Below are 19,123 nucleotides of genomic sequence, written 5' to 3' on the forward strand. Positions count from 1 at the left end.
GAAAGGAACTGGCAAAACCATAAAGGTGCACTGACTTTTTCGGGATTGGACATTTGTTGACTTGTTTAGTCTGCTGAAGGCGAGCATAAATTGCGAAACGCCACTTTTAGGTGTTTCAATTATTAGAGGCACGATTCCTTTGGGGGAGGGAATGGCAACAAAAGGCAGGAGAGAAAAGTACTATGAAGGGGACTTCAGCACGTTCGATCCGTCGAAGTATTCTTCGACTCGGACGCTTTATCCCGACTTAGCGCAATATGAAGGCGACAATGGCAGCCAAGATGAAAGAAAAACAGACGAGCAACTGATTAAATCGCGCAATTCACAATCAAGGCTTTATCTTGCTAACCTAAAGTCGATAACAAGAGCATTCTCTAAGCTTTTTAGTGTGGCAGCTATATTTTACGCACTTTCGTTTTTAGTAAGTGTCGTAATTTCCGTAAGTGCTGCGACATCCGGTGATCTAGTATTCGGGCTTGTTTCTTTACTAGTAATGAGCGTTAACTTTGCATTCATCGCATTATTTACTTATAATTGCGCAGCATTTGCGAGTTTGCAGATAACGAAGATAGAAGATGATATAGAGTATTACCGAGCCTACGAGAAGGTAACGCTGAACATGACTACTGAGATTAGAGAAGACGTTAAAAAGCGAGCAACTGAAATAGCCGAGACTATAACTGTGAACGCGCCCGTCGGTAATATCAGTATTATCCGGGGGGACCACGCATCGGTAACCCAGACAGCAAGTCTTGATGCGCCGAGAATCGTGGCAAATGAGTTGGGGCTTTTAAGGGCCATTGCGGAAGACGCGGGCAATGGTCCCGCGATCGAATTGGCTCGAACGATCGAAAATGAAGCGAAAAGCTCAGAACCTGACAAATCACTCATCCTGGACGCTTGGACGAAACTCGTCGCGCTTTTACCTGTTGTGGGATCGATGGTTTCAATTGCGAACGCCATCAAGGCGCTACTCGGGCTTTAGGTTTCTTAGTGGTTGCCGCCGTTCAGGTGCATCCAATGAGGCAACGTGCTCACTTATCCCATTACACCAACTCTTGAGAGGTAGAACTGCACATGCGGGTCGGAACGATGGTTCCCGCGAAATAACTCCAGCGCTTGATAGTCACCACAAACCTTCATTTCCAACGCCACGGCTGAGATTTGTAATGGAGCGCCATGCGTGGACTGCCGTCCGATCCCCTCGCTCTTAACCCATCGCCGAATGGTTTTGGTGCACACGCGCGCTCTGTATGCGGCCTCTCGGATCGAAATTATTTCGTCCGGCGCCATCGGTACCGGCAATACTTTCATTGGTTCCTCTCCATGCTGTTCGAAGAGAGGACGGCGCGGCCCAAATTATTGAACGCGATGCGGCCAGCGTCGCGAAGATCGGTTTCTGCCTGTCCTGCTCTGGTGGCGCCCCAGCCAAGGACGTCCATTGCCTGGCCGTAGGACATGGAGCCGTGGGTGCGCAGCGCCTCTGCGTAGAGATCCATGTCGGACTGAAGAGCCTCTATCAGTTCACGCACGGGACTGCCGGCCGACTGGACGGTCGGCAATGGGCCTCCTGACAGAACCGACACAACTGACAAAACCTCCTCGCGGACGTCTTCAGGAAGGGTTTTATCAGTAAAGTCAGTTTTGTCAGCACGCGTGCCATGTGACTTTGCTGCCTGGAGCCACTTGCTCATGACTTCCTCCCATGCAGCGCCGGGTTGACGAGGAACACCTTCGCAGGGCGTCCACCCTGCGGTGAGGAAGAGGATGGCGCCTGTCGAAGGACATCGGCTTCTTCCAGAATCTTGATCAGCGTGTCCAACTCGGATGCAGTGGAGAACCCTTTCTGGTCCATGCGCAGGATGTCGCGCGTGCTGAACTGCCTCATCTCCTGGCTGATGATGAGCTTGACCAGATTGCGAGCCGACCGATCCTTGGTGGAAACGGACGCGTCTGCATATGCCCGCCGCGCCATCGGAAGGAGATAGGACTCGATGAAGTGGGCAGCTCGTCCGAAGTGCGCAATCGAGATCTGAGCGGGTTCCGCCGCTTCTCCACTTGCGTAGTCCATCATCGCAAGCACCAGGGAAATGCGGACTGCGAGACCCGGAAGCTTGCCGACGAAGGAAAGCAGGAGTCCTTCGGCCTTGCCCTCCCACTGCCGGACGTCTTCCCGGAATTGATCGAGCAACCCTTTCGCGTCGTCCGAGAACGGAACGAACCAAGGGCGAACGCTGCCGTCCTCGTCGATCGGCATCTGCAACGAAAGGAGCATGCGCATCGCGTCCTCGATGAAGGCCTCATCCAATACGGCATCCGGACGTTTCACGGGTGCGGGATTCGGCCAGATCGGCATCAGCCTCGCGAGCAGTCCGTCGTCGTCGTTCCCGGTGAGGAGAGGGCGGAGCTTGTCCGGTTGAATGCCTCCCAGGACGCCGACCGTAAGATGGCCGATATACACAGAGTCCCGACCCATTCGTTCCACCGTATAGCTGCGGCCGCCATATGACTCCAACCAGAACGGCCTGTCCGATCCGCCGGAATAGCGGTTCATGGCCGAGAGCCATCCGGCCAGTTCGTCGCGCGCAAGAAGCGTTCCGCGAGGCTGGTCGCCGACGATGAGCGCAAGCTTTTCCACGGTGGTATCCGTCACGGACAGCCGGACGGGTTTCGGCTCGGGTCCTGCATCGCAGCCATCGGGCCGAGCGGGAGCCTTCTTTCCTGCCTTCAGGGCGGCTTTGACATCATCCTTCCATGCAGTTTCGGCGAGCTTCGCAATTTCGGCACGCTGGCGCCAATCCGCCATCGATGTTTCCCACGGCGCACGCATTGACCGCTCGACGGCCTTCAGGGGGCCAAGGACGGCGTCTAGCGCGGGCGACTTGCAGCTCGACGGCGATCCGATGGCAGCAGCCCAGAGGACGGGAGGTTCAGCCCAACCGTGCCAGGGACTGGCCCAACGGGCGTTTCCGATGAGCGATCCGCAGCATGCCATGACAGCGGCCATGACGTAATCCGGCGGAGCTGCTTTTGCTTCCGCGGCGATCCGCATCCATCGAGCCCACCGTGGAGAGAACACGTCTTCCAAGGGGAGACTCGGGGGCTCCGGAATATCGGAACGGAGGTATCTGGCATCGGGCGTCGGCCAGTCATTCTTGGCGCGCTCGTAATCCGCGATGGAGATGGTTGTCGGGGCATTCATGCAGCACGCCTTTCGATGTTGGGGATGACGGAGAGTGTCGGCATTCGCCGCGGCTGCATCGACGTCCGGTATGTCTTGAGAAGGTTTTCAGCGATGGCGACACGTGGCGCCTCTCGCAATTGATCGAAGGCCCGCGACCAGTCGATCACGACAACGCCGTCGCAATCGGCCCGGAGCCAATCGAGAACATCGGAAAAGACGTTCAAGTTGGCGTCGAAGCTGTAGGTCGCGGGGTTCCAGATGTGCGCCTCGTTCAGCGCGAAGGACCGACCATTCCACGTCAGCAATTCGCCCGTCTTCGGCTGCCAGAAGATAAGGTCTTCGGGTTCTTCGAAAACGACGAACGTCTCTCCGGGACCGGGTTCGAACTTTCCGTCCGCGTCGCGATAGCCAGTGGCTACCTGAACAGGAGCCATGGAGGCGAGGAGCGACGCGCTCACGCCCTGGCGGTGAAGCCAAAGGAATTGCGCGGCGCCGATCGGCTCAAGTTTCAGATCATGTTCGCCGATCATCCGAAGGCCCTCCGGATGGTTCTGTATTTCTGCGCAAGCGCGCAGGCGTCGCAGGCCTCCAGTGCGGAGAGACTAAAGCGCTCCCGGATCATCGGAACCACCATTGCTGGCGGTTCCTTCTGATCGGCGAGCCACTGAGCTGCGGCAACGACCTTCTGTTCATGGTTCGGAGCGCTGGTCATGCCGCCTCCGCTTCGGTCAGGATTTCGATTTCCGAGCGAAGGACGTAGCGAGCATGTGTCCCGGCAAACGGGCCGCCATGTGCTTCATGGAGCGTTTCGATGACGAAACCCATGCCACGGAGGTCCAGCACGTAGGACGACCAGCGGGGGCCGGGATGATCAATCGGCGTGCAGCCTGCGGCGCCGGCGTTGGCGAGGTTCTGGAGTGCCCAAGCCTCTCTGCCGACAACCTTGATAGGTTTCCCGTCTGGAAGGATGCGAGCGCTGATGGTGAGGCGCTTCTTGCTCATGCGGAGCCTCCCAGTCCCTGCTGCTCGCACACGACACGAGCATGGTGGATCGAGATCGAGGCCCGATGCATCAGCGCAAGAACAGCGCGTGACGGTTGAAGTTCGCGCGACATTTCGGTAGGGTTCTGATTGTCGATGCTGGTGGAAAAAGCTTTGACTTTCAGAACCCGGATGGCGTCTGCACGCGCCGCCGGGTTTGTTGTTTTTGTCATGACCGCCCCTCTATGCTGCGACCGAGGTGGAGCGACGGCGCTTGGACGAAAGCCACTTGTCGAGGTCAGCCGGGTCGTAGACTACCGACTTCCCGATCTTGATGTACGAGGGGCCTTCACCAGAGAGGCGGAACTTGTTCAGCGTTGAAGCCGAGAGACCCGTATAGTTGGCCGCGTCCTCCGTCCGGAGCATGCGGCGCTGCTGATTGGATGCCGTATCGATCATGTAATGTCCCTTTCAACCACCAGGAAACCTGTCCTGTGAAAGAAAGGGTGCTGCGAGGCACTTTCGCCGTCTAATTCCGCATATTCGCGGCAGCAATATTCAGGCGGAATTGCGTTAACTCATTGGATCTATTTTCGTTTGGCGTACCTCGTCGTCCTTTTTCGCCGGGAAAATGGAGTGTCATTTCCGCCTCAGCGAATATTTCGCGGCACAGCGAACGCGACGCCCCTAACAATTCCCGTAATTCCCGTTCAGCTTCGTCCTTTGTCCACATGAGGAAACCCTTGCTGTCAAAGAACGCGCTCGCAGCCGTCACCATTTCTCGAACACGTTGTTTCGAGGGCGTGAGCCGCTTGTTCATATCTGCGGGAGGTGGTGGTTTATCTGCAACCGCACTGGCACCATTTTCATTCGGCGGCCAAATACTGACAATGCCTTCGCGCGGAATTTTAACCGACTTGTATAGGGGCGGGGAATCTTCCCCAAGACGAAGCTCTGTTGTGCCTGGGCGTTCAGGGGCCTCGATGAGATAGGCCCATTGAAAATTAGGGACTTCGACAATCCGGCCCGACGAGAGTTCAAATGCGACGGCTTTGATATCTCCAGCCTCCAGCCTTCTCCAGAGCCGGCGCTGAGCCTCGAAAGCCCGCTCAACGCCGGCTGTTGCGGTCACATGCCGAAGGGTGACGTCCGGTCTTCGTTCCAGAGCGAATCCCGTTATTCCAGTTACCCCTAAGATCGGCTGCCACTTGACTGATATCTGCCTGTGAAGTTCGTGGAAATTCTGCGCGGTATGGTCGTCGCGCCAAATTATCCAAGCGAGACAGACTTCAATCGGCCACAGGCTTTCTTCATGAAGGACAATTGTGCCCGGAGGCGGTAACACTACGAACGGCCGCAATGATTCCTCTTTGGCTATCCGATCAGCCTCTTCTGGACGCATCCGACCCTGCCGAACGTGGTCAATGATTTCCTTCCGGCGGTCTGGCGCTCTTTCGGAAATGGTAGTGCGCTGCCGCCGTTGCATGGCCCCCTTATCTTGACCGACATCGCCGGGAATATGCGGGACCAACCCAGCGAGGAAACGTTCAAAAGTCTGCCGCTCCAAATAAATCCAGTCGAGCGGCGGTGTCTGTTCGACGCGATACTTGCCGTCATTCATCTGCGCGAACTTAAACAGGGGCGTGAAGTCATCGACATTCCAGTTTGCCCTACCGAAGCCGATTAGTGCGCTGGCCCTGGTGTCGACTGCTTCCTTTTGCGGTTTGAAGTCGCCGAATTTCTCCGGACGGAGCGCAAAACCGACGTCACCGCGAGCAATGGCGACGCCAAGCCTTTCCATTACCTCCGTCACGCGAGCCCGTTCCGCTACGACGCTCTCCTTGTGAGAGAAGGCCGCCTGCGGATCTTCGTCCGACCAGTCAGCTCCAAAAATTGCCCTCCCCACTGCCAGGACGGCATTACCGAGGAATACATGTGATCCATCGGGAGCATCCCGAGGCCAGGGTTTGTGGAACCAGAACGATTTGCGGCTGACAGCCGGATAATATCGAGACACCGCAGCACCTTGCGTTGTGCACCTGTTAGGCCGCAGGGAAACCGGGGGTGCTGCCCGGCTTTTCGGATGGCCGTCCTATCCCTGCAGTATGTTTTGCGATCAGTTCTTTCCTGGCCGCAATGGATGCACGTTCTCGCGCCTCGGACGGTCGCCCATGGCGTCTACGATTTTCGAGCCGATGAGGTCGGAGGCTCGACGCTTCGGATCGTCTGCCAGATGCGCGTAACGCTCGGTCGTCTTCATCTGCGTATGCCCAAGCAGCTTTCCGATGATCTGCAGGCTCAGGTTCGCTTCGACGCCGACAGAGGCGTGGGTATGGCGCAGGTCGTGGATGCGGACCCGGAGCTTCGGATCGTCAGCGGAAGCGTCGAGCCCGGCGCGTTTCCTGACGTGATGCCAGGGTCTCTTGAGGTCCGATCGAGGACGATGCTGGATCTTGCCCTCGTCGAGGACCTTCGGCTCTCCTGGAACTACATAAGGTCCGACCTTCGGCAACTCCGTCAGAATGAGCTGCGCGGGTCCGTTCAAGATGATGGTTTTCTTCCTGGTCTTGCTGTCATCAAGAAAGAGAAGCCCGCGTTGCAGATCGACGTTCGACCACTTCAGCTTCAGGATTTCGCCGCGGCGGGCGCCAGTCAGGATGAACAGGCGGATGGCGGCAGCGGAGAACTGGTCAATCTTGATCCGCCTATTCTCTGCTTTCGGTGCGTGCTTGGCCTTCTTCTCAGGATCTGGATCCCATGGGATGCCGTCAGTTTCAGCCTCGCGAATGGCGTCGCCGAGGCGACCCAGCTCTTCGCTGGTCAGGTATCGTTCGCGATTGTCCTCCGGGTACTTCTTGATGCCGCTCGCCGGGTTCTCCATCTTGGGAATGGCTTTGGTGTCCATCCCCCATGTGTACATGGAGCTGACCGTGGAAAGGACTCGGTTTGCCGTAATGGGCTTGTCCTTCAAGGAAACGTGCAGCTTCTCGATCTCGCCCGTGGCGACATCCTTTGCCTTCTTCCGCCCCAGTGTTTCGGAAGCGATACTCAGCCAGCGGGCATAGAGCTTGTATGTCGCGCTCTTCTGCTTCGCGTCCACGGTCCGCAGGTAATCATCCTTTAAAGTGTCGAAGGTCGGCGACGCCCGGTCGGCGCTCTTCTCCCTCGCCGGATCTCCGCCCTGGACGACCTGGGCGAGTACGGTCTTGGCAACGCGCCGAGCTTCATCCGGGGTGACCTTCTTCGTGCTGCCGATGGTGTAGCGCCGGGTCGGGGCTTCCCGGCCAGACCCGAATCGGTAGATGACAAGGTACGTCATGGCTCCCGTCGTGCGAACCCGGATGGCGAACCCGGTGACGGCCGTGTCGGAGACGAAGAATTCCTTTTCACCCGGTTCAATGCGCTTAATCAGGCTGAGAGTAATCTCTGCCGAGGTCGACGAGTTGATCGGGGAATCGGCTTTCTTGGCCATCAGCAAAATCCGGGAACCACCTGGGAAGTACGGAAAAGGAAAGCAGAGGAAACTAACGGAACGACACTACCAGATTTTTGTTGAAATGAAAGGGCTTAGGGGAAGATAGGGAAACGTGAGGAAACTGTCGGAAAGAGCGGCCCATTGCATGGCATGCAAGAGGTCAGCGGTTCGATCCCGCTTAGCTCCACCAATCACTTCGGCGCTGCGATATTTCATTTAAAATCAATGTATTACAGAGCGCGCTAACTTTCATTCTGACCAATCATTCTGACCAAGCCCTTGGGGATCATCAGGATGCATCTTTTGCTTCGGCTTGAACTCAGCGATTCGCGCTGGGTCAGAGAGGTGGAGCATCCCAGCCTCGGTCACGCTCGCGGAAGCCCACGGGCTGCGAAGACGGCGGGCGACTTTCCACCTCGCCAGTTGCCAGTATGGTTTCGTATCGCTTGATAATCGCTTCAGCCTCTGGCTGCGCTTTGGCTGCGGTGGCTCTCCATTCGTGGAGCCGTCTCAAGAGCTTCTCCCAGTCGGTACCGTTACCGGCCTTTTCAATCTCAGCCTTATAGCCTTCAGCCATCAAACGAAGTTGCTCAGCTTGGTTGCGCATGGTGCGCAGAGTATCGGAGCAGCTCGTGTGAACCTCGGGCTGGTCAGGCCAGAGCGCTTGGACACGCCTTAGAATGTCGGGTGTCACGAGGGTGAGCATGTTGACGACACTCGCGGCTTCGCTGGCCACCTCGGCATTCAGGCGATACGCCTCAATCCTGTAGTCGCTGACCTTGCTCGCTCGGTCTTTCCCCCAGCCGATTGCAGCCAGAATGATCGATAGGAAGTCCATCATGCCCCGCCTTTGAAAACAGCAACGATGGTGCATAATCGCTGTTAAACCAAGAGCAAAGTGACATGTTGCGTGGATTGCAAGCACGCTCTATCAACAGTCTCAGGGTTGAGGGGACTGAGATGCTCGACGGCGTTGTATCTGCTTGGTTGAGGCTGCCTATATGGGGCCGCTGGGTTACGGGAGTGGCTGCGCTATTCGCTGCCTCTTCGGTTGGACCAGCGATTCGGGAAGGCGATCCGCTGGCGTTCGTTGAAAACTTCCTCGCGCTTACGTTCCACTACGGCATCGTAATAGGAGCCTTCGTGTGTGCGATCTGGGGAGGCGTTAAAATCGCTGAGAGAACCCAAACAAACTGGGTAGGGTGGGCGACCGGCCTCGCCATTTTCGTTGCCTTCGTGATGGTGATGGGCACATTCCAGCGTCTCCCCGGCATAGGGTGGAGGATGAAGGCCATGAGCAATTCGGATTGCTATGTCGATTGGGATGGTCGCAGCAATCCGACAGTCTGTGACTGAGGGCGGGCATGGCTCGCACGCCTCGTAAGGAACGCGTTTCACGCTACCCCTATGAAGTCATCTGCTTGCACATCCGCAAGAAGCATCCCGGCTGCCCTGACTTCGCGGTGGACTACATCGCCAAGGTGATAGAGGGCCGCGAGTGGAAAGGGGCCACGCTCGGTAATGCTGTCGGCATTGTCATGCAGACCAGCCTTCGGCACCTGATGACCGAGTATGAAACGCTGCTCCTACACGGGATAGAGCGAGCAGCTGCACGGCGGAAGGTTCAGCCCAAGATCGATGCCATGTTGAAGGTGTGGAAACGGCCTCCGAAAGCGACGGAGCAGCCTGCTGAGGAGATCAGGGAGGGGCAGGAATGAGAACACCGGCTGCTGGCTACCGTCTGGCAATTGCGATCCGATACTGGCACAGCGCGAGGATTGTTATCAGCAACCAAGTCCGCCCCGTGGAGTACATGGAGCCTGTTGGATATCTACTGGCGATGGCGACCGAACTCGCCCTTAAGGCTCTCCTTGTCGACAGTGGAGTGACGGATAGGGAGTTGGCGTCCAAGCAGCTCGGGCACGACTTGGGCGCATGCTTGCGGCGGGCAGTTCAGAACGGGTTGGAGGTCTCCGAAGCAGAAGCCCGGACGATCCTGAATATGCGAGAGGGCCACCTTTCACACTTCAATCGATACGGCCCCAAGGCGGACAATGGGAACCTCCAGCTCGGTGCATTTTTTCTGACCGATGAGACGGCAGGAATGCACCGTGTTGCGGCTTTGATTGATCGTGTCTCGGGCGATCCATCGAAATTGAGGCGGCAATGGCAGCACCCATCAGACCTCGAATGGCCGGTAACCTTGCCTCTGCTGTCCTTCGTTGACCTCAATCGGTTGAAGGAACTTGAGGCAGAGAACCGCGCAGAAGTGGACCGCGTGGCTAAGCTGAACAGTGGCTTTAGGGAGCAAGGTATACTTCCCCCCTAAACCGGGGTGAAAACACATAATCAGGGTAGGAGAAACGAAGGCCTGAGAATCACACGGAAACAGGCTGACCTGATACACGTTTCGCCAGTCGAGCCAGAGTAGACCGTGAGCAACCAGTAGCTGCCACGATGGTGTTCCAGCTCATGCCGCTCTCAAGCATCTTCACGATGCCCGCGTTCCGCTCCTCGTCCTCAGGGCGACCTCGATAAGCCCCATCGGCTTTAGCCTTAGCAATGCCTTGAGCCTGCCGCCTTCTGCGGTCCTCGTAGTCTTTGCGGGCAATGGCTGCCAGCATGTCGAGCATCATTCCGTTGATTGCATCCAGCATGCGGCTCTGAATATCGTCCTTGCCAGCAGTGGCCATCATCCACGAGGTTGGCAGGTCAAGCGCAACCACCTTCACCCTGCGGCTCTGTATCTCGGTCTTGAGCCGCTCCCAGTCCTCAGCGTTCAACCGGCTAAGACGGTCTACCTGCTCCACGAGGAGGACATCGCCAGGGTGGCAGTCATTCAATAGGCGGAACAGCTCAGGGCGCTTTAGGGAGGCCCCGCTTTCGTTCTCCACGTAGCTGGCCGCGATCTTCAGCTCACGCTCCTCAGCGAACCTGTATAGGTCGTCTCTGGCACGGTTGGCATCTTGGTCTTTGGTGCTGGCACGGAGGTAAGCGCGGACATGCATGGGACCACCTCAGTTCGTTTTGGATGGTTCGCTTATCATTGGTTCTGTTTGGGTTGTCAATAGGCATTTATCGAACCACGATTTAGGCGGTTCGTCTGCTGTACACTTAAATGATACCACCATCGTGTGCCTGCCCGAGCGCCGCAACTCGCTTGGCCAATGCGACCCCCGCAGGCGTCAACCGCAGCCCTACCTGACGTGAGTCGAAAGGGTCACGCAGTTGGGCAATCAAACCGAGCCCTGGCTTTCCATGCCGATTTACATCCGCCAGAGCCATGACGTTTCGCGAGACACCTGACTGACTGGTTCCCATTAATTTCAGCAATTCCCTTTGTGAAATGCCGGGTTTCATCGCGATGATGAGGAAGACTGATATCGTCTGCATCGGAACGTCAGGGAAGAGTTCGCGTAGCTTTTCGACGAACCGGAAGACTTTGATGAGAATGGGCCGAGGATCGTCCGCGACGGTAGCTGTATTCATCTGTGGTTTCCTGATGTGGGTTTGGTATCAGGAGCTTCAACAGGTCGGTTGAAACCCCGCCGCGACAGGCACAACAGCCAAGTCATCAGTCGGTTCGAATCGTATCGAGACAGCGAGTCAGCTGCAATAACTCTTTGGAATCAGACGATAATTTTTGAATGACGGCAGCGATCGGCCTGTGGAATTGTGTGGACAGAGGGCATCCGGGGGGAACTGCCGGTTCCTCATATCTGATTTGACCTCAGAAATTTTTGTTGCAGATATTTTGCCCCCTCGGCCCCCCTTGGATAACCCCCGATGACCATGAATGATGGTTGTCGTGAGGGTAAGGCAGACCGAGGAGGAAGAGCATGCCCCCAAGGTTTCCATCAGGGACACGCGATATTGTCAGTCTCGTAGCTCTCTGCGAGGCAGGCCTGAACCTGCCCAGTTGAGGAACTGCACCGCGCCCATCATTCGGGCGAAGGGAAGAACCCGCTTCAAGTTCTCGAAATCCTCACGGGAGTAGTCATCGCCGAAGACTGCGGATGTGACGCCAGCAACGCCTGAAAGGCCCGATTTCAGGAGGTCGCCGCTGGGGTTCCCGAGCATGCCGTCCATGGTCGTCTTCAAGCCCGACGAGCGGGTGTCGAAGATCGGCTCATCGTCGAAGAACTGCCAGCCGATGTCAGCGAACATCGGGACCAGAGCGCTTTCCGAAGATCGCGCGAAGCCAGCAAGGCCAAGCTTATCCCACGAGAGGCGCTCTTTCAGTTGCTTCTCACGGTCCTCCCTACCGAGCAGGTTGAGGTGCGTCTGGCCGGCGTAGACCGCTGCACCGAGAAAGCTCGATGCAAGGGCACCGTTGATGGCCGGCATATCGCGCATGTTCAGGCCCTGCAGGAGAGCCTTCGTGTGGGCAGCCATGGCGAACGTTCGGAACTGCATCATCATCTGGCCCATCGGGTGAGCCATCCAGCGGTGCATCTGGCCGGGGTCGTTTTCGAGGATCATCGTCCGGTTCAGCCGGAACATCGCATCTTCGAAGGCTGAGAGGGTGTTGCCATCCCAGTTCTTGATACCCAGGCTGCGGAGCTTCGAAGGAGACTTCACACCGCCCTTGAAGGTGGCGTTCGTCCTAATCGCTTCGAAAATCTGATCGGCAGCATCCGTATCCAGCCCGAGGGCGCGGAGACGCTCGGCATCGATCTTATCCCCGAACATGGCCATCTTGGTGAACTTGACGGCAGCCGCACGGGCCGACCACTTCTGGAACACGCGGTTGATCGGGGCCATGCCAGAGCCCATCGAGACGAAGCGGTTCATGGCGTGGAGCTTGGGGTTTACCGCGCCGGCCACGCGCTGCATCGTCGAGTCTGTCCCGCTGGTCACTGGAACGCCCAGCTCATCGGTATCGAGGTAGTGAGCGGTACGCTCGTAGTCGCTACCGAAGGCTCCCATAGCGTCCAGCTCCTCGGCCACTTCGTCGGTCATCTTGCCCGAGCGGGCCATGTCGAGCAGGTGGCGGAAGGAAGGAACCGCTTGGAAAGTGGTTTTGATCCCGGCCTGGGCGACCACACGGCCGAACTCAGGAACCTGCGAGAAGCCGACCTGACCCATCAGACGGAGGAAGTTGAAGTCCCTCAGCATGCGCAGGAAGGTCGCCCCATCGGAGCCCCTATCGATACCAGCCAGGGGGGTGCCGGTAATGGCCGAGTAAAGGAAGTCGAGGTTCTTCTCATCCAGCGTGTTGTTAGCGCCGGTCGCCTCGCCCACCGACTTGATCTGGTTCTTCAGCTTCAGCCAGTCGTTCCCGTTCTTGATCCCGTCGATCAGCAGGCTGCCGGTCTCAGGGTCGCGAACTTGGATGCGGGCCATAGCGAGCTGTCCGCTCATGTTGCGCGCGTAGAGCTGGAAAGCCGTGTGCGGGTCTTTGACGTAGAAGTCAGAGATGCTGACCTGACGTGGAGCGCCATGCTTGTCCCAGACCTCACCGAAGTGGTTCTCGTCGAGCATGATGCGGGCCTTCATGCGGGCCGGTCCAGACGCCTCATCGGCCTTCTTCTCGTTGCGCGATGCCCACGCCTTAACGTTGGCGATCTCGTCATCCGAGAGGTAGTTCTTCAGTTCCGCCTCAAGGTCGACGAGGTCGAAGCCGAGGTGACCAGAGCCGAACATCTCCTCCCCCGAGCTGAGCTTCTGAAAGCGGTCGAGGATGGCGTAGCCCATGCGCTTGGCGATCTGCGGCTCCAGCCCTGGCTGCTTCTTCAGGATGGCTCCTGCGAAGAGGTCTGTGAGGCCACCCTTGCGGTCCATGCTGTAGCCGACCTCTTTGATCAGCTTGGTGGCCTTGGCGAGGTGAGCGTAGCGGGGGAAGTAGTTCTCCACCCCATGCTCCGACCTCGTGATGCCCAGCTTCTGAGCTTCATGCCAGAAGGACTTCATCTCCGACTGGAATGCGCCCGCTGCCTGCTTCACCTCAGCGGGGAACTGAGCGCGCACGGAGGGGCTCTCCTCGCGGATGTAGTCAGCGATCTGCTCCTTGAACCTTAGCTCGGCATCCTTGCTGTTGAAGGCGCTGATGCCATTGGCCTTGCGGAACTTCTTCCACGCATCGCCATAGCCCCGGTACCAGTTGATCTGGGCCACTCGAAGCCGGCGCTGCATGCGCTCGGTTGCGGCGATCTCGGTCACCACTCCGCTCCCCTTTGCGGCCCTAACGCCATCCTCACCGAGGTATCGAGCCACGGCTTGGGCCATCGGGTTCTTTGAGGCCATGAGCTGGCCCACAGTGTCGACGCGCCAGTTGAGGAACTTGCCCTTGGGGTCGAGGCGCTTGAAGTCGTCGATCAGGTTCGAGGTATCGGAGCGGGTGAAGTTGTCGCCCATGGCTGCCGCTGCACCGACCGAGCCGGGGTTCGACGGGGCCAGTGCCTCATTCCGCATCTGCTCCCCAAGACGGGCCACTTGCTTGGCCTCTTCGTTGAACATCGGGTTGCGCCTGAAGGCCCCCATCGTACCGCCCATGACGAGGCCGGTGCCAATGCTGTATTTGAGATCGTCGAAGGACACGTCACGGGTCGGGTCGACAGCCGCCAGGGGGATGTCAGTGGCGAGGTTGCCGGCCACGCCCTCAGCGGCAGCGAGCCCTACCAAGCCAACTCGACCGAGGCGAGCAGCGACCGCAGCCGGTACGCCGAAGCCGCCCGTCACCGCGCCGATGGCTGCCGTGGCAGCGATAGCGCCTGGGTCAGTCAAGGCAGCGCCCATCGAGATGATCGTGCCTGCAGTGCCCAGAGAGGCGATCTCCTGGTTGTCTTCGAGCTGCGTCAGGAGCCTGTTGCGGATGGCCTCAGCATGCTCATCAGAGACCGCGTCCTCGAACTCGTCGAGGTAATCGTCTGGGATGTTCCGGCCGAAGGCTTCGAGCTTCTCCTTGGTGAGCTTGTAGTCCGGCTCAGGATCGTAGTGGCCCAACGCGCGGAAGGGTGTCAGTACCGACCACTCGTCCTTCACGGCGGTTGCGATAGCGTCCCCATAGGACGGCTGAGCGGCGATACGGTCCCTTTCCTGCTGGACCTCTTCGGCCCGCGTGAGGTTCATCGTGGGCACGACATCGGAAGCGCTGATGCGGCCCTGATCGTGGACCGAGTAGTCACCAGGGTTCTGAGAGTTTCCCATTGATCCCGGCATGACGATGCCTGATGGGCCATTGCCGACCGTGGTACCGTCCATCTTCTTGGTCCAGAGGCTGGCGAACTCAGAGGCTGTCATACCCGTCTGGCCGGCGTTCCCGATCACTGCAGCACGGCCGATAAGGTCGACTGCCATGGCGTTCGGGTTGGCCAGGAGGTTCAACGCACCGCCCGCCCCCTGCTGATGAGCGAGGTAAAGTTCGCCGTTCGACAGGTCACGGCCGAGCTTCTTCTTGAGGTAGTTCTGATTGTCCACCGTGAAGCGCATGAAGGCGTCTGCAGAGGCGTAGGCATCGTACTTCGACGCGCCCTTACCGTACTTCCCCCAGGTGCTGTCAATGAACTGAAAAAGGCCCCCTGCGGAGGAGCCTTTGTTCTGAGCGTGGGGGTTGAGACCGCTTTCGATCTGGGCCGTCTTGAGGGCGTATTCGGGGTCGACGCCATAGCGGGCTGCAGCATCGGTGATGATAGACCTGATGTCGGCCATGAGGGTTCCTTATGCTGTTACCAAACGCTTGGCGGCTTCCGAGATGAGTTGCCTGTAGTCGTGCTCTGTGATCAGCGCGTGGGAGCCGATGGGGCCGGTGTGGTCAGAAACGACGGCGTCGAAAAAGCTGATGCCGAACTGTCCGAGGACGGAGCGATAGTCGCCATCGTCATCGGCTCTAAGACCAATGAGGGAGCCGATATCCTTGGCGAGGAAATACGCAGCGCTGCCGTTGAGCAGGACAAATCGGAGACGCTGCACTTCTCCGGTGTGCATTTCGGTGGTCATGGTGTTGATACGGGGGAAGTTCATGGGCTTACTCGTTAGCTGTGGTGGTGGTAGGAAAGAGCCCTCGCACAGAGTATGCGAGGCGTAGGATTATCGGCCGCGACGGGCCTCAAGCTCAGCTCGCTTGTAGTCGTTGTAGGAATCGATACCCTTCCCAGCGATCCTGAGGCCCGCATCGAACAAGGACGGCTTGGCTGACCGCTGGACTGAGTTGATGCGGTCTTCGGCGTTCGAGCGGATGCCCTTCATCTCGTTGCTGAGCTGGTTGAGGGTCCAGTCGGTGTTCTGGTCGATGCGGTCATTCGCTAGGGAAGCGCGGCCATCGAACTCGGCCAGGAGGGCGTCAACGGAAAGACCAGACACGCCACTCTCGCCAGCCGCTACGGTCGCCGTTGCCTTGGCCTCGCGGGCCTCTTTGAGGTTGTCCGCCTTTTCGGCACCAGCTTTCTCCTGCTCCTGCAGCATGCGCTGCTGGGTCTGGAACATCTGATCGCGGGCATTCTGGTTGGCCCGGGCGGCATTCTGTCGGTAAAGTTTATTCTGCTCTTCCGCAGCGGCTACGTCACTCCGGTACTGGAACGCTTGCGCAGCGGCTCCGACAGCTAACCCAATCATCGAGCCGGGGTCACACATCGGAGGCCCCCCTGCTGACAACAACGGAGACCTGGGCGTCAACCGACGACAGAACAGACCAAGCTTTGGTAACGCTATGCAGCGCCAACCAGAGCAGTTTGTCGAGTCCATCTCGGGATACGGTCAGCACAGCTGACACGCCTTTGACCTGGGTCTGCAGCCGGCGCAGCGCCTTGCTATCGTCTGAGACTGCCCTCACATAGTGGGCAGCTCCCTGGCGCGGATTGTACGCGCCAATCGCTTTACAGACATCCGTAGCGATAAACCAAGGCTGGCTGTCGATCATCGTGAAACGTATCAGGGCGGACTGATAAGACAGGATATGAATGCGGCTCAACGGGATTAATTCACCGTCGCCGCCATTGGTATGCGGTTCGTTGTGCATTTGGGTTCTCATGGTTTTGTGGTGGTGAGCGATCAGCGCGGCCGGGTTAAAGACCGCCCCCCTCGTCGGCAGTAGTGCGACAAGGGGGCCGGGGCTACCACAGCCACGAGAACGAAAGACCGGCTGAGATTTCAGTCGATCAGCGCACTCTCGGAAGTCGAGCGTCCATGATGGACAGTGCGGTTGATTACGAGGAGGTACTCGTTTGCCCTTTAGGTTTCCTTCGAGGTTTCCTTTGGGGATTTGGTGTTGGTGGATGAGGGTTCTTCCACCTTCCCCCCTTCATAAAGATCATTCGGAGAGAGACCCCTTTTTTCATCAGGCTCCTCTCCTCACCCTTTATTCTTGGTCTCCCTCTCGGAGTTCTCCTTAAGTGAGGGGTAATTGAAAAGTGGTCTTCCCTCCTCGGGTTCTCCTTAAGTGGGTGGTAATTGATTTGCGTCCTCAGGCGGTCCGAAATCGGCCATCCTCAACGCAGGCTGGCTATATAGTCTTAAACGAAATTGGTCCTTCGCCAGTCTGGCAACATCGCAGCACCAGACCCACTAGATCGACTCTCCCGACTCCGCTAACGCTTCAAGGCAATTGCGGAGGAATGTATGAAAAGGGACCTTTGGAATGACAGGTTTTCGAACCTCCCGAAGTGGCCATGTCCGAAGTGCGAAAGCGGGTCTTTAGTTGCGATGGGCGGGTTCCCGCACAGCGAAGAGACTGAGGAATCGAAAAGCGAGCGTCAGGACCATCTGGAATGGGAGCCCGAATGGGTTCGAGAGAGTTTTGTAGCGTTGCTAAAATGCGATGAGTGTGGAGAGGTGGTAACAGTTGCCGGCACTAAGCGGTTGTGGACGTACGAGGATCACGAAAGTCACGAACAATGCTTGGGAGAATCCCTTATCGTCCGACACATCTACCCCGCACCCCACATCATCGAGGTTTCGGGAGAACTTCCCTCTGAATGTGCTGAGCACCTGGAATTAGCGTTCGAACTCTACTGGGTAGACAAAGCTGCAGCCGCCAACCGCCTGCGCATTTTTGTCGAGCGCCTGATGGATCACTTCGACGTTCCCGTTGAAGGCAAAGGCAACAAGGAAAAAAACCACGCCTTAAATCTTTCAGAACGCATCACTGAGTTCGAAAAGATGAAACCAGGCCACAAAGACGCATTAGATGCTCTGCGCTTCGTCGGCAATCACGGTAGCCACGCTGGCCAGAGCGATCAGAAAGCGTTGCTGGACGCGTTTGAGATTCTGGAAGGTGCTCTCTCTGAGTTGGTCGACAACAAGAAAGCGAAGCTTGCCGCCAAGGCAAAGGCCCTCATACAAAGCAAGGGTAATCCTAAGGCTTGGGCAAAGTGACGCCGCATTGCGGGAGCCAGTAGTGCCGCCCCGCAGAACCTCTACGGGGCTGCCGGTGGGCTTCGGCTCTCAGGCGGTGGCCGCGTCTGTGTCTCCGGCCTGCACCTTGCGGCGATAGACGTGGAAGGCCAAGTAGCACCGACCAATCCAGAATTGGTGATCATTGCCCTCGCTAAGGCGGTCAAAGAAGCGTTTAAGGATGCGCCTCTCCTCGATCTCGAAGTATGCCTCGAACCACGGTGTCCGTTTGAAGATTTGCATTCTCATGATGTTGAACTATGCCCCAGTTGAAGTTTTGTCCCGGCCGGAACGACACCGTTAGACTCCCGCCCCACGATCCCGTCAAGAGCGAAAAGCTGCTTATTTTCAATGGTTTAATTCACTGGTGAATTGATTGGCACAGGAGGGGGCTACTATCAATGAGTTAGCGAGGGCGCCGGTGAATTGATTGGCGAGAAGATTTTTTGCGTCGGCTTCCTCACCTCAACAGCCGCCGTAGTTTTTATTGCCACTTGCCGTGATCGTATAGGTCCCGCCTCTCGGGCCAACGAAGCATTGGTCGGAGCTTCGGATAGTGGCCATTTTGCGCGCAGGCGTTGGCGACGTTGTTTTGTGGCGCACTGCACTGGCGCGCAGCGTTTGTCCGAACTCACAGGCATAACCATCGCCATCCCGGTCTAGCCCGTGGGGGTCCACAAAGGGGCCACCTGCCGACAGAAAGAATCGCTGTGCTTCAGCCGATGAAGAGAAGTCAGCACAGTCCCGATCCGATCCCGCGCCGGCCGATCTTTGATATGTTGGCACTCCGACCCCGGCGATTGTGCGACGGCCCAGGTATTCTGCTCCTGACGAGGTTTCTCCGCGTGCTGCTAGTTCGTAAGCGTCCGGCGAACGCATTTTCGGGTGTCGAGAGATGGAATCTATAGGCCGCGTTTCATCTCATCGGCCATGATGCGGTCGATTATTTCGGGATCGCACTGTGTGTCGATGAGGAACTCGCGGATACCGCCGTCCCACGTCCTGATGTCGGCGAGTAGGCTTTGAAGTTCTTCGATGCCATTCTCGGTCAGACCCTTCGTGCCGTCTTCACTGCCATCGCCGACGTAAACCAGTTCGCCTTCGGAGATGTTGTCCGAGTTTGCGGTCACTTCTTCGATCAGTTCGAGGTTTTC

Annotated in this window: 23 protein-coding genes; 5 read left to right on the plus strand and 18 right to left on the minus strand. The window is 57.7% G+C overall.

The window, feature by feature from the left end:
* Positions 1 to 61: 61 nt before the first annotated feature.
* Complete coding sequence (locus EFR00_RS30385; protein ID WP_125864884.1) at positions 62 to 985, plus strand: hypothetical protein; 924 nt, start codon at positions 62 to 64, stop codon at positions 983 to 985.
* A gap of 325 nt (positions 986 to 1,310) precedes the next feature.
* On the opposite strand, the gene EFR00_RS30390 is transcribed toward EFR00_RS30385, so the two are convergent.
* From EFR00_RS30390 to EFR00_RS30435, 10 genes are all read right to left on the minus strand, one after another.
* Positions 1,311 to 1,694: a hypothetical protein gene (locus tag EFR00_RS30390; protein ID WP_077990311.1), complete on the minus strand. Its 384-nt coding sequence runs from the start codon at positions 1,692 to 1,694 to the stop codon at positions 1,311 to 1,313.
* Positions 1,691 to 3,202 carry a YfjI family protein gene (locus EFR00_RS30395; protein ID WP_077990313.1) on the minus strand — a complete coding sequence of 504 codons (1,512 nt, stop codon included), beginning with the start codon at positions 3,200 to 3,202 and terminating at the stop codon, positions 1,691 to 1,693. Before EFR00_RS30395 ends, EFR00_RS30390 begins: the two co-directional genes overlap by 4 nt.
* Positions 3,199 to 3,714, minus strand: coding sequence for a hypothetical protein (locus EFR00_RS30400; protein ID WP_077990316.1), 516 nt, complete (start codon positions 3,712 to 3,714; stop codon positions 3,199 to 3,201). The genes EFR00_RS30395 and EFR00_RS30400 overlap by 4 nt, the downstream gene beginning before the upstream one ends.
* Complete coding sequence (locus EFR00_RS30405) at positions 3,711 to 3,896, minus strand: hypothetical protein (protein WP_077990319.1); 186 nt, start codon at positions 3,894 to 3,896, stop codon at positions 3,711 to 3,713. The genes EFR00_RS30400 and EFR00_RS30405 overlap by 4 nt, the downstream gene beginning before the upstream one ends.
* Positions 3,893 to 4,186, minus strand: a complete 294-nt coding sequence (locus EFR00_RS30410) for a winged helix domain-containing protein (RefSeq protein ID WP_077990322.1) — start codon at positions 4,184 to 4,186, stop codon at positions 3,893 to 3,895. The genes EFR00_RS30405 and EFR00_RS30410 overlap by 4 nt, the downstream gene beginning before the upstream one ends.
* Complete coding sequence (locus EFR00_RS30415; protein WP_125864885.1) at positions 4,183 to 4,398, minus strand: hypothetical protein; 216 nt, start codon at positions 4,396 to 4,398, stop codon at positions 4,183 to 4,185. The genes EFR00_RS30410 and EFR00_RS30415 overlap by 4 nt, the downstream gene beginning before the upstream one ends.
* Positions 4,399 to 4,408: 10 nt before the next feature.
* Positions 4,409 to 4,624 (minus strand): helix-turn-helix transcriptional regulator, encoded by a 216-nt coding sequence (locus EFR00_RS30420; RefSeq protein WP_077990325.1) that lies wholly within the window; start codon positions 4,622 to 4,624, stop codon positions 4,409 to 4,411.
* Positions 4,625 to 4,694: 70 nt separating this feature from the next.
* The gene (locus EFR00_RS30425) at positions 4,695 to 6,182 is read right to left on the minus strand and encodes a hypothetical protein (RefSeq protein WP_125864886.1); all 1,488 of its coding nucleotides are present in this window, start codon (positions 6,180 to 6,182) and stop codon (positions 4,695 to 4,697) included.
* A gap of 99 nt (positions 6,183 to 6,281) precedes the next feature.
* Complete coding sequence (locus EFR00_RS30430; RefSeq protein ID WP_077990329.1) at positions 6,282 to 7,637, minus strand: site-specific integrase; 1,356 nt, start codon at positions 7,635 to 7,637, stop codon at positions 6,282 to 6,284.
* 340 nt (positions 7,638 to 7,977) lie between these two features.
* Positions 7,978 to 8,478, minus strand: coding sequence for a hypothetical protein (locus EFR00_RS30435; RefSeq protein WP_077990331.1), 501 nt, complete (start codon positions 8,476 to 8,478; stop codon positions 7,978 to 7,980).
* A gap of 122 nt (positions 8,479 to 8,600) precedes the next feature.
* Here EFR00_RS30435 and EFR00_RS30440 point away from each other — a divergent pair, with 122 nt between their 5' ends.
* Genes EFR00_RS30440 through EFR00_RS30450 form a run of 3 tightly spaced genes read left to right on the plus strand, consistent with a single transcriptional unit; the run spans position 8,601 to position 9,969 of the window.
* Complete coding sequence (locus tag EFR00_RS30440; RefSeq protein WP_125864887.1) at positions 8,601 to 8,996, plus strand: hypothetical protein; 396 nt, start codon at positions 8,601 to 8,603, stop codon at positions 8,994 to 8,996.
* Positions 8,997 to 9,004: 8 nt separating this feature from the next.
* Entirely contained in the window at positions 9,005 to 9,358 is a 354-nt protein-coding gene (locus EFR00_RS30445; RefSeq protein WP_077990337.1) for a DUF2293 domain-containing protein, read from the plus strand.
* Positions 9,355 to 9,969, plus strand: a complete 615-nt coding sequence (locus tag EFR00_RS30450) for a hypothetical protein (protein WP_077990339.1) — start codon at positions 9,355 to 9,357, stop codon at positions 9,967 to 9,969. The genes EFR00_RS30445 and EFR00_RS30450 overlap by 4 nt, the downstream gene beginning before the upstream one ends.
* 49 nt (positions 9,970 to 10,018) lie before the next feature.
* Here the strand turns inward: EFR00_RS30450 and EFR00_RS30455 are convergent, their stop codons facing one another.
* The 6 genes from EFR00_RS30455 to EFR00_RS30480 form a co-directional block, all read right to left on the minus strand.
* Entirely contained in the window at positions 10,019 to 10,648 is a 630-nt protein-coding gene (locus EFR00_RS30455) for a recombinase family protein (protein ID WP_077990341.1), read from the minus strand.
* 106 nt (positions 10,649 to 10,754) lie between these two features.
* The gene (locus EFR00_RS30460) at positions 10,755 to 11,129 is read right to left on the minus strand and encodes a MarR family winged helix-turn-helix transcriptional regulator (RefSeq protein WP_077990343.1); all 375 of its coding nucleotides are present in this window, start codon (positions 11,127 to 11,129) and stop codon (positions 10,755 to 10,757) included.
* 387 nt (positions 11,130 to 11,516) lie between these two features.
* Complete coding sequence (locus EFR00_RS30465; RefSeq protein WP_077990346.1) at positions 11,517 to 15,290, minus strand: transglycosylase SLT domain-containing protein; 3,774 nt, start codon at positions 15,288 to 15,290, stop codon at positions 11,517 to 11,519.
* 9 nt (positions 15,291 to 15,299) lie between these two features.
* Complete coding sequence (locus EFR00_RS30470) at positions 15,300 to 15,602, minus strand: hypothetical protein (protein WP_077990349.1); 303 nt, start codon at positions 15,600 to 15,602, stop codon at positions 15,300 to 15,302.
* A gap of 66 nt (positions 15,603 to 15,668) precedes the next feature.
* Complete coding sequence (locus EFR00_RS30475; protein ID WP_077990352.1) at positions 15,669 to 16,211, minus strand: virion core protein, T7 gp14 family; 543 nt, start codon at positions 16,209 to 16,211, stop codon at positions 15,669 to 15,671.
* The gene (locus EFR00_RS30480) at positions 16,204 to 16,596 is read right to left on the minus strand and encodes a BRO-N domain-containing protein (protein WP_077990355.1); all 393 of its coding nucleotides are present in this window, start codon (positions 16,594 to 16,596) and stop codon (positions 16,204 to 16,206) included. The genes EFR00_RS30475 and EFR00_RS30480 overlap by 8 nt, the downstream gene beginning before the upstream one ends.
* A 599-nt stretch (positions 16,597 to 17,195) precedes the next feature.
* On the opposite strand from EFR00_RS30480, the gene EFR00_RS30485 reads away from it, so the two are divergent.
* On the plus strand, positions 17,196 to 17,951 hold the full coding sequence (locus EFR00_RS30485; RefSeq protein ID WP_077990358.1) for a DUF4145 domain-containing protein: 756 nt from the start codon (positions 17,196 to 17,198) through the stop codon (positions 17,949 to 17,951).
* 483 nt (positions 17,952 to 18,434) lie between these two features.
* On the opposite strand, the gene EFR00_RS34335 is transcribed toward EFR00_RS30485, so the two are convergent.
* Complete coding sequence (locus EFR00_RS34335; RefSeq protein WP_077990363.1) at positions 18,435 to 18,848, minus strand: excalibur calcium-binding domain-containing protein; 414 nt, start codon at positions 18,846 to 18,848, stop codon at positions 18,435 to 18,437.
* 23 nt (positions 18,849 to 18,871) lie between these two features.
* Positions 18,872 to 19,123 (minus strand): hypothetical protein (locus tag EFR00_RS34105; RefSeq protein ID WP_125864888.1); only part of this gene is annotated, 252 nt, incomplete at its 5' end.

Origin of the sequence: Rhizobium sophoriradicis, from assembly GCF_003939025.1 — a bacterium.
GTDB lineage: Bacteria > Pseudomonadota > Alphaproteobacteria > Rhizobiales > Rhizobiaceae > Rhizobium > Rhizobium sophoriradicis.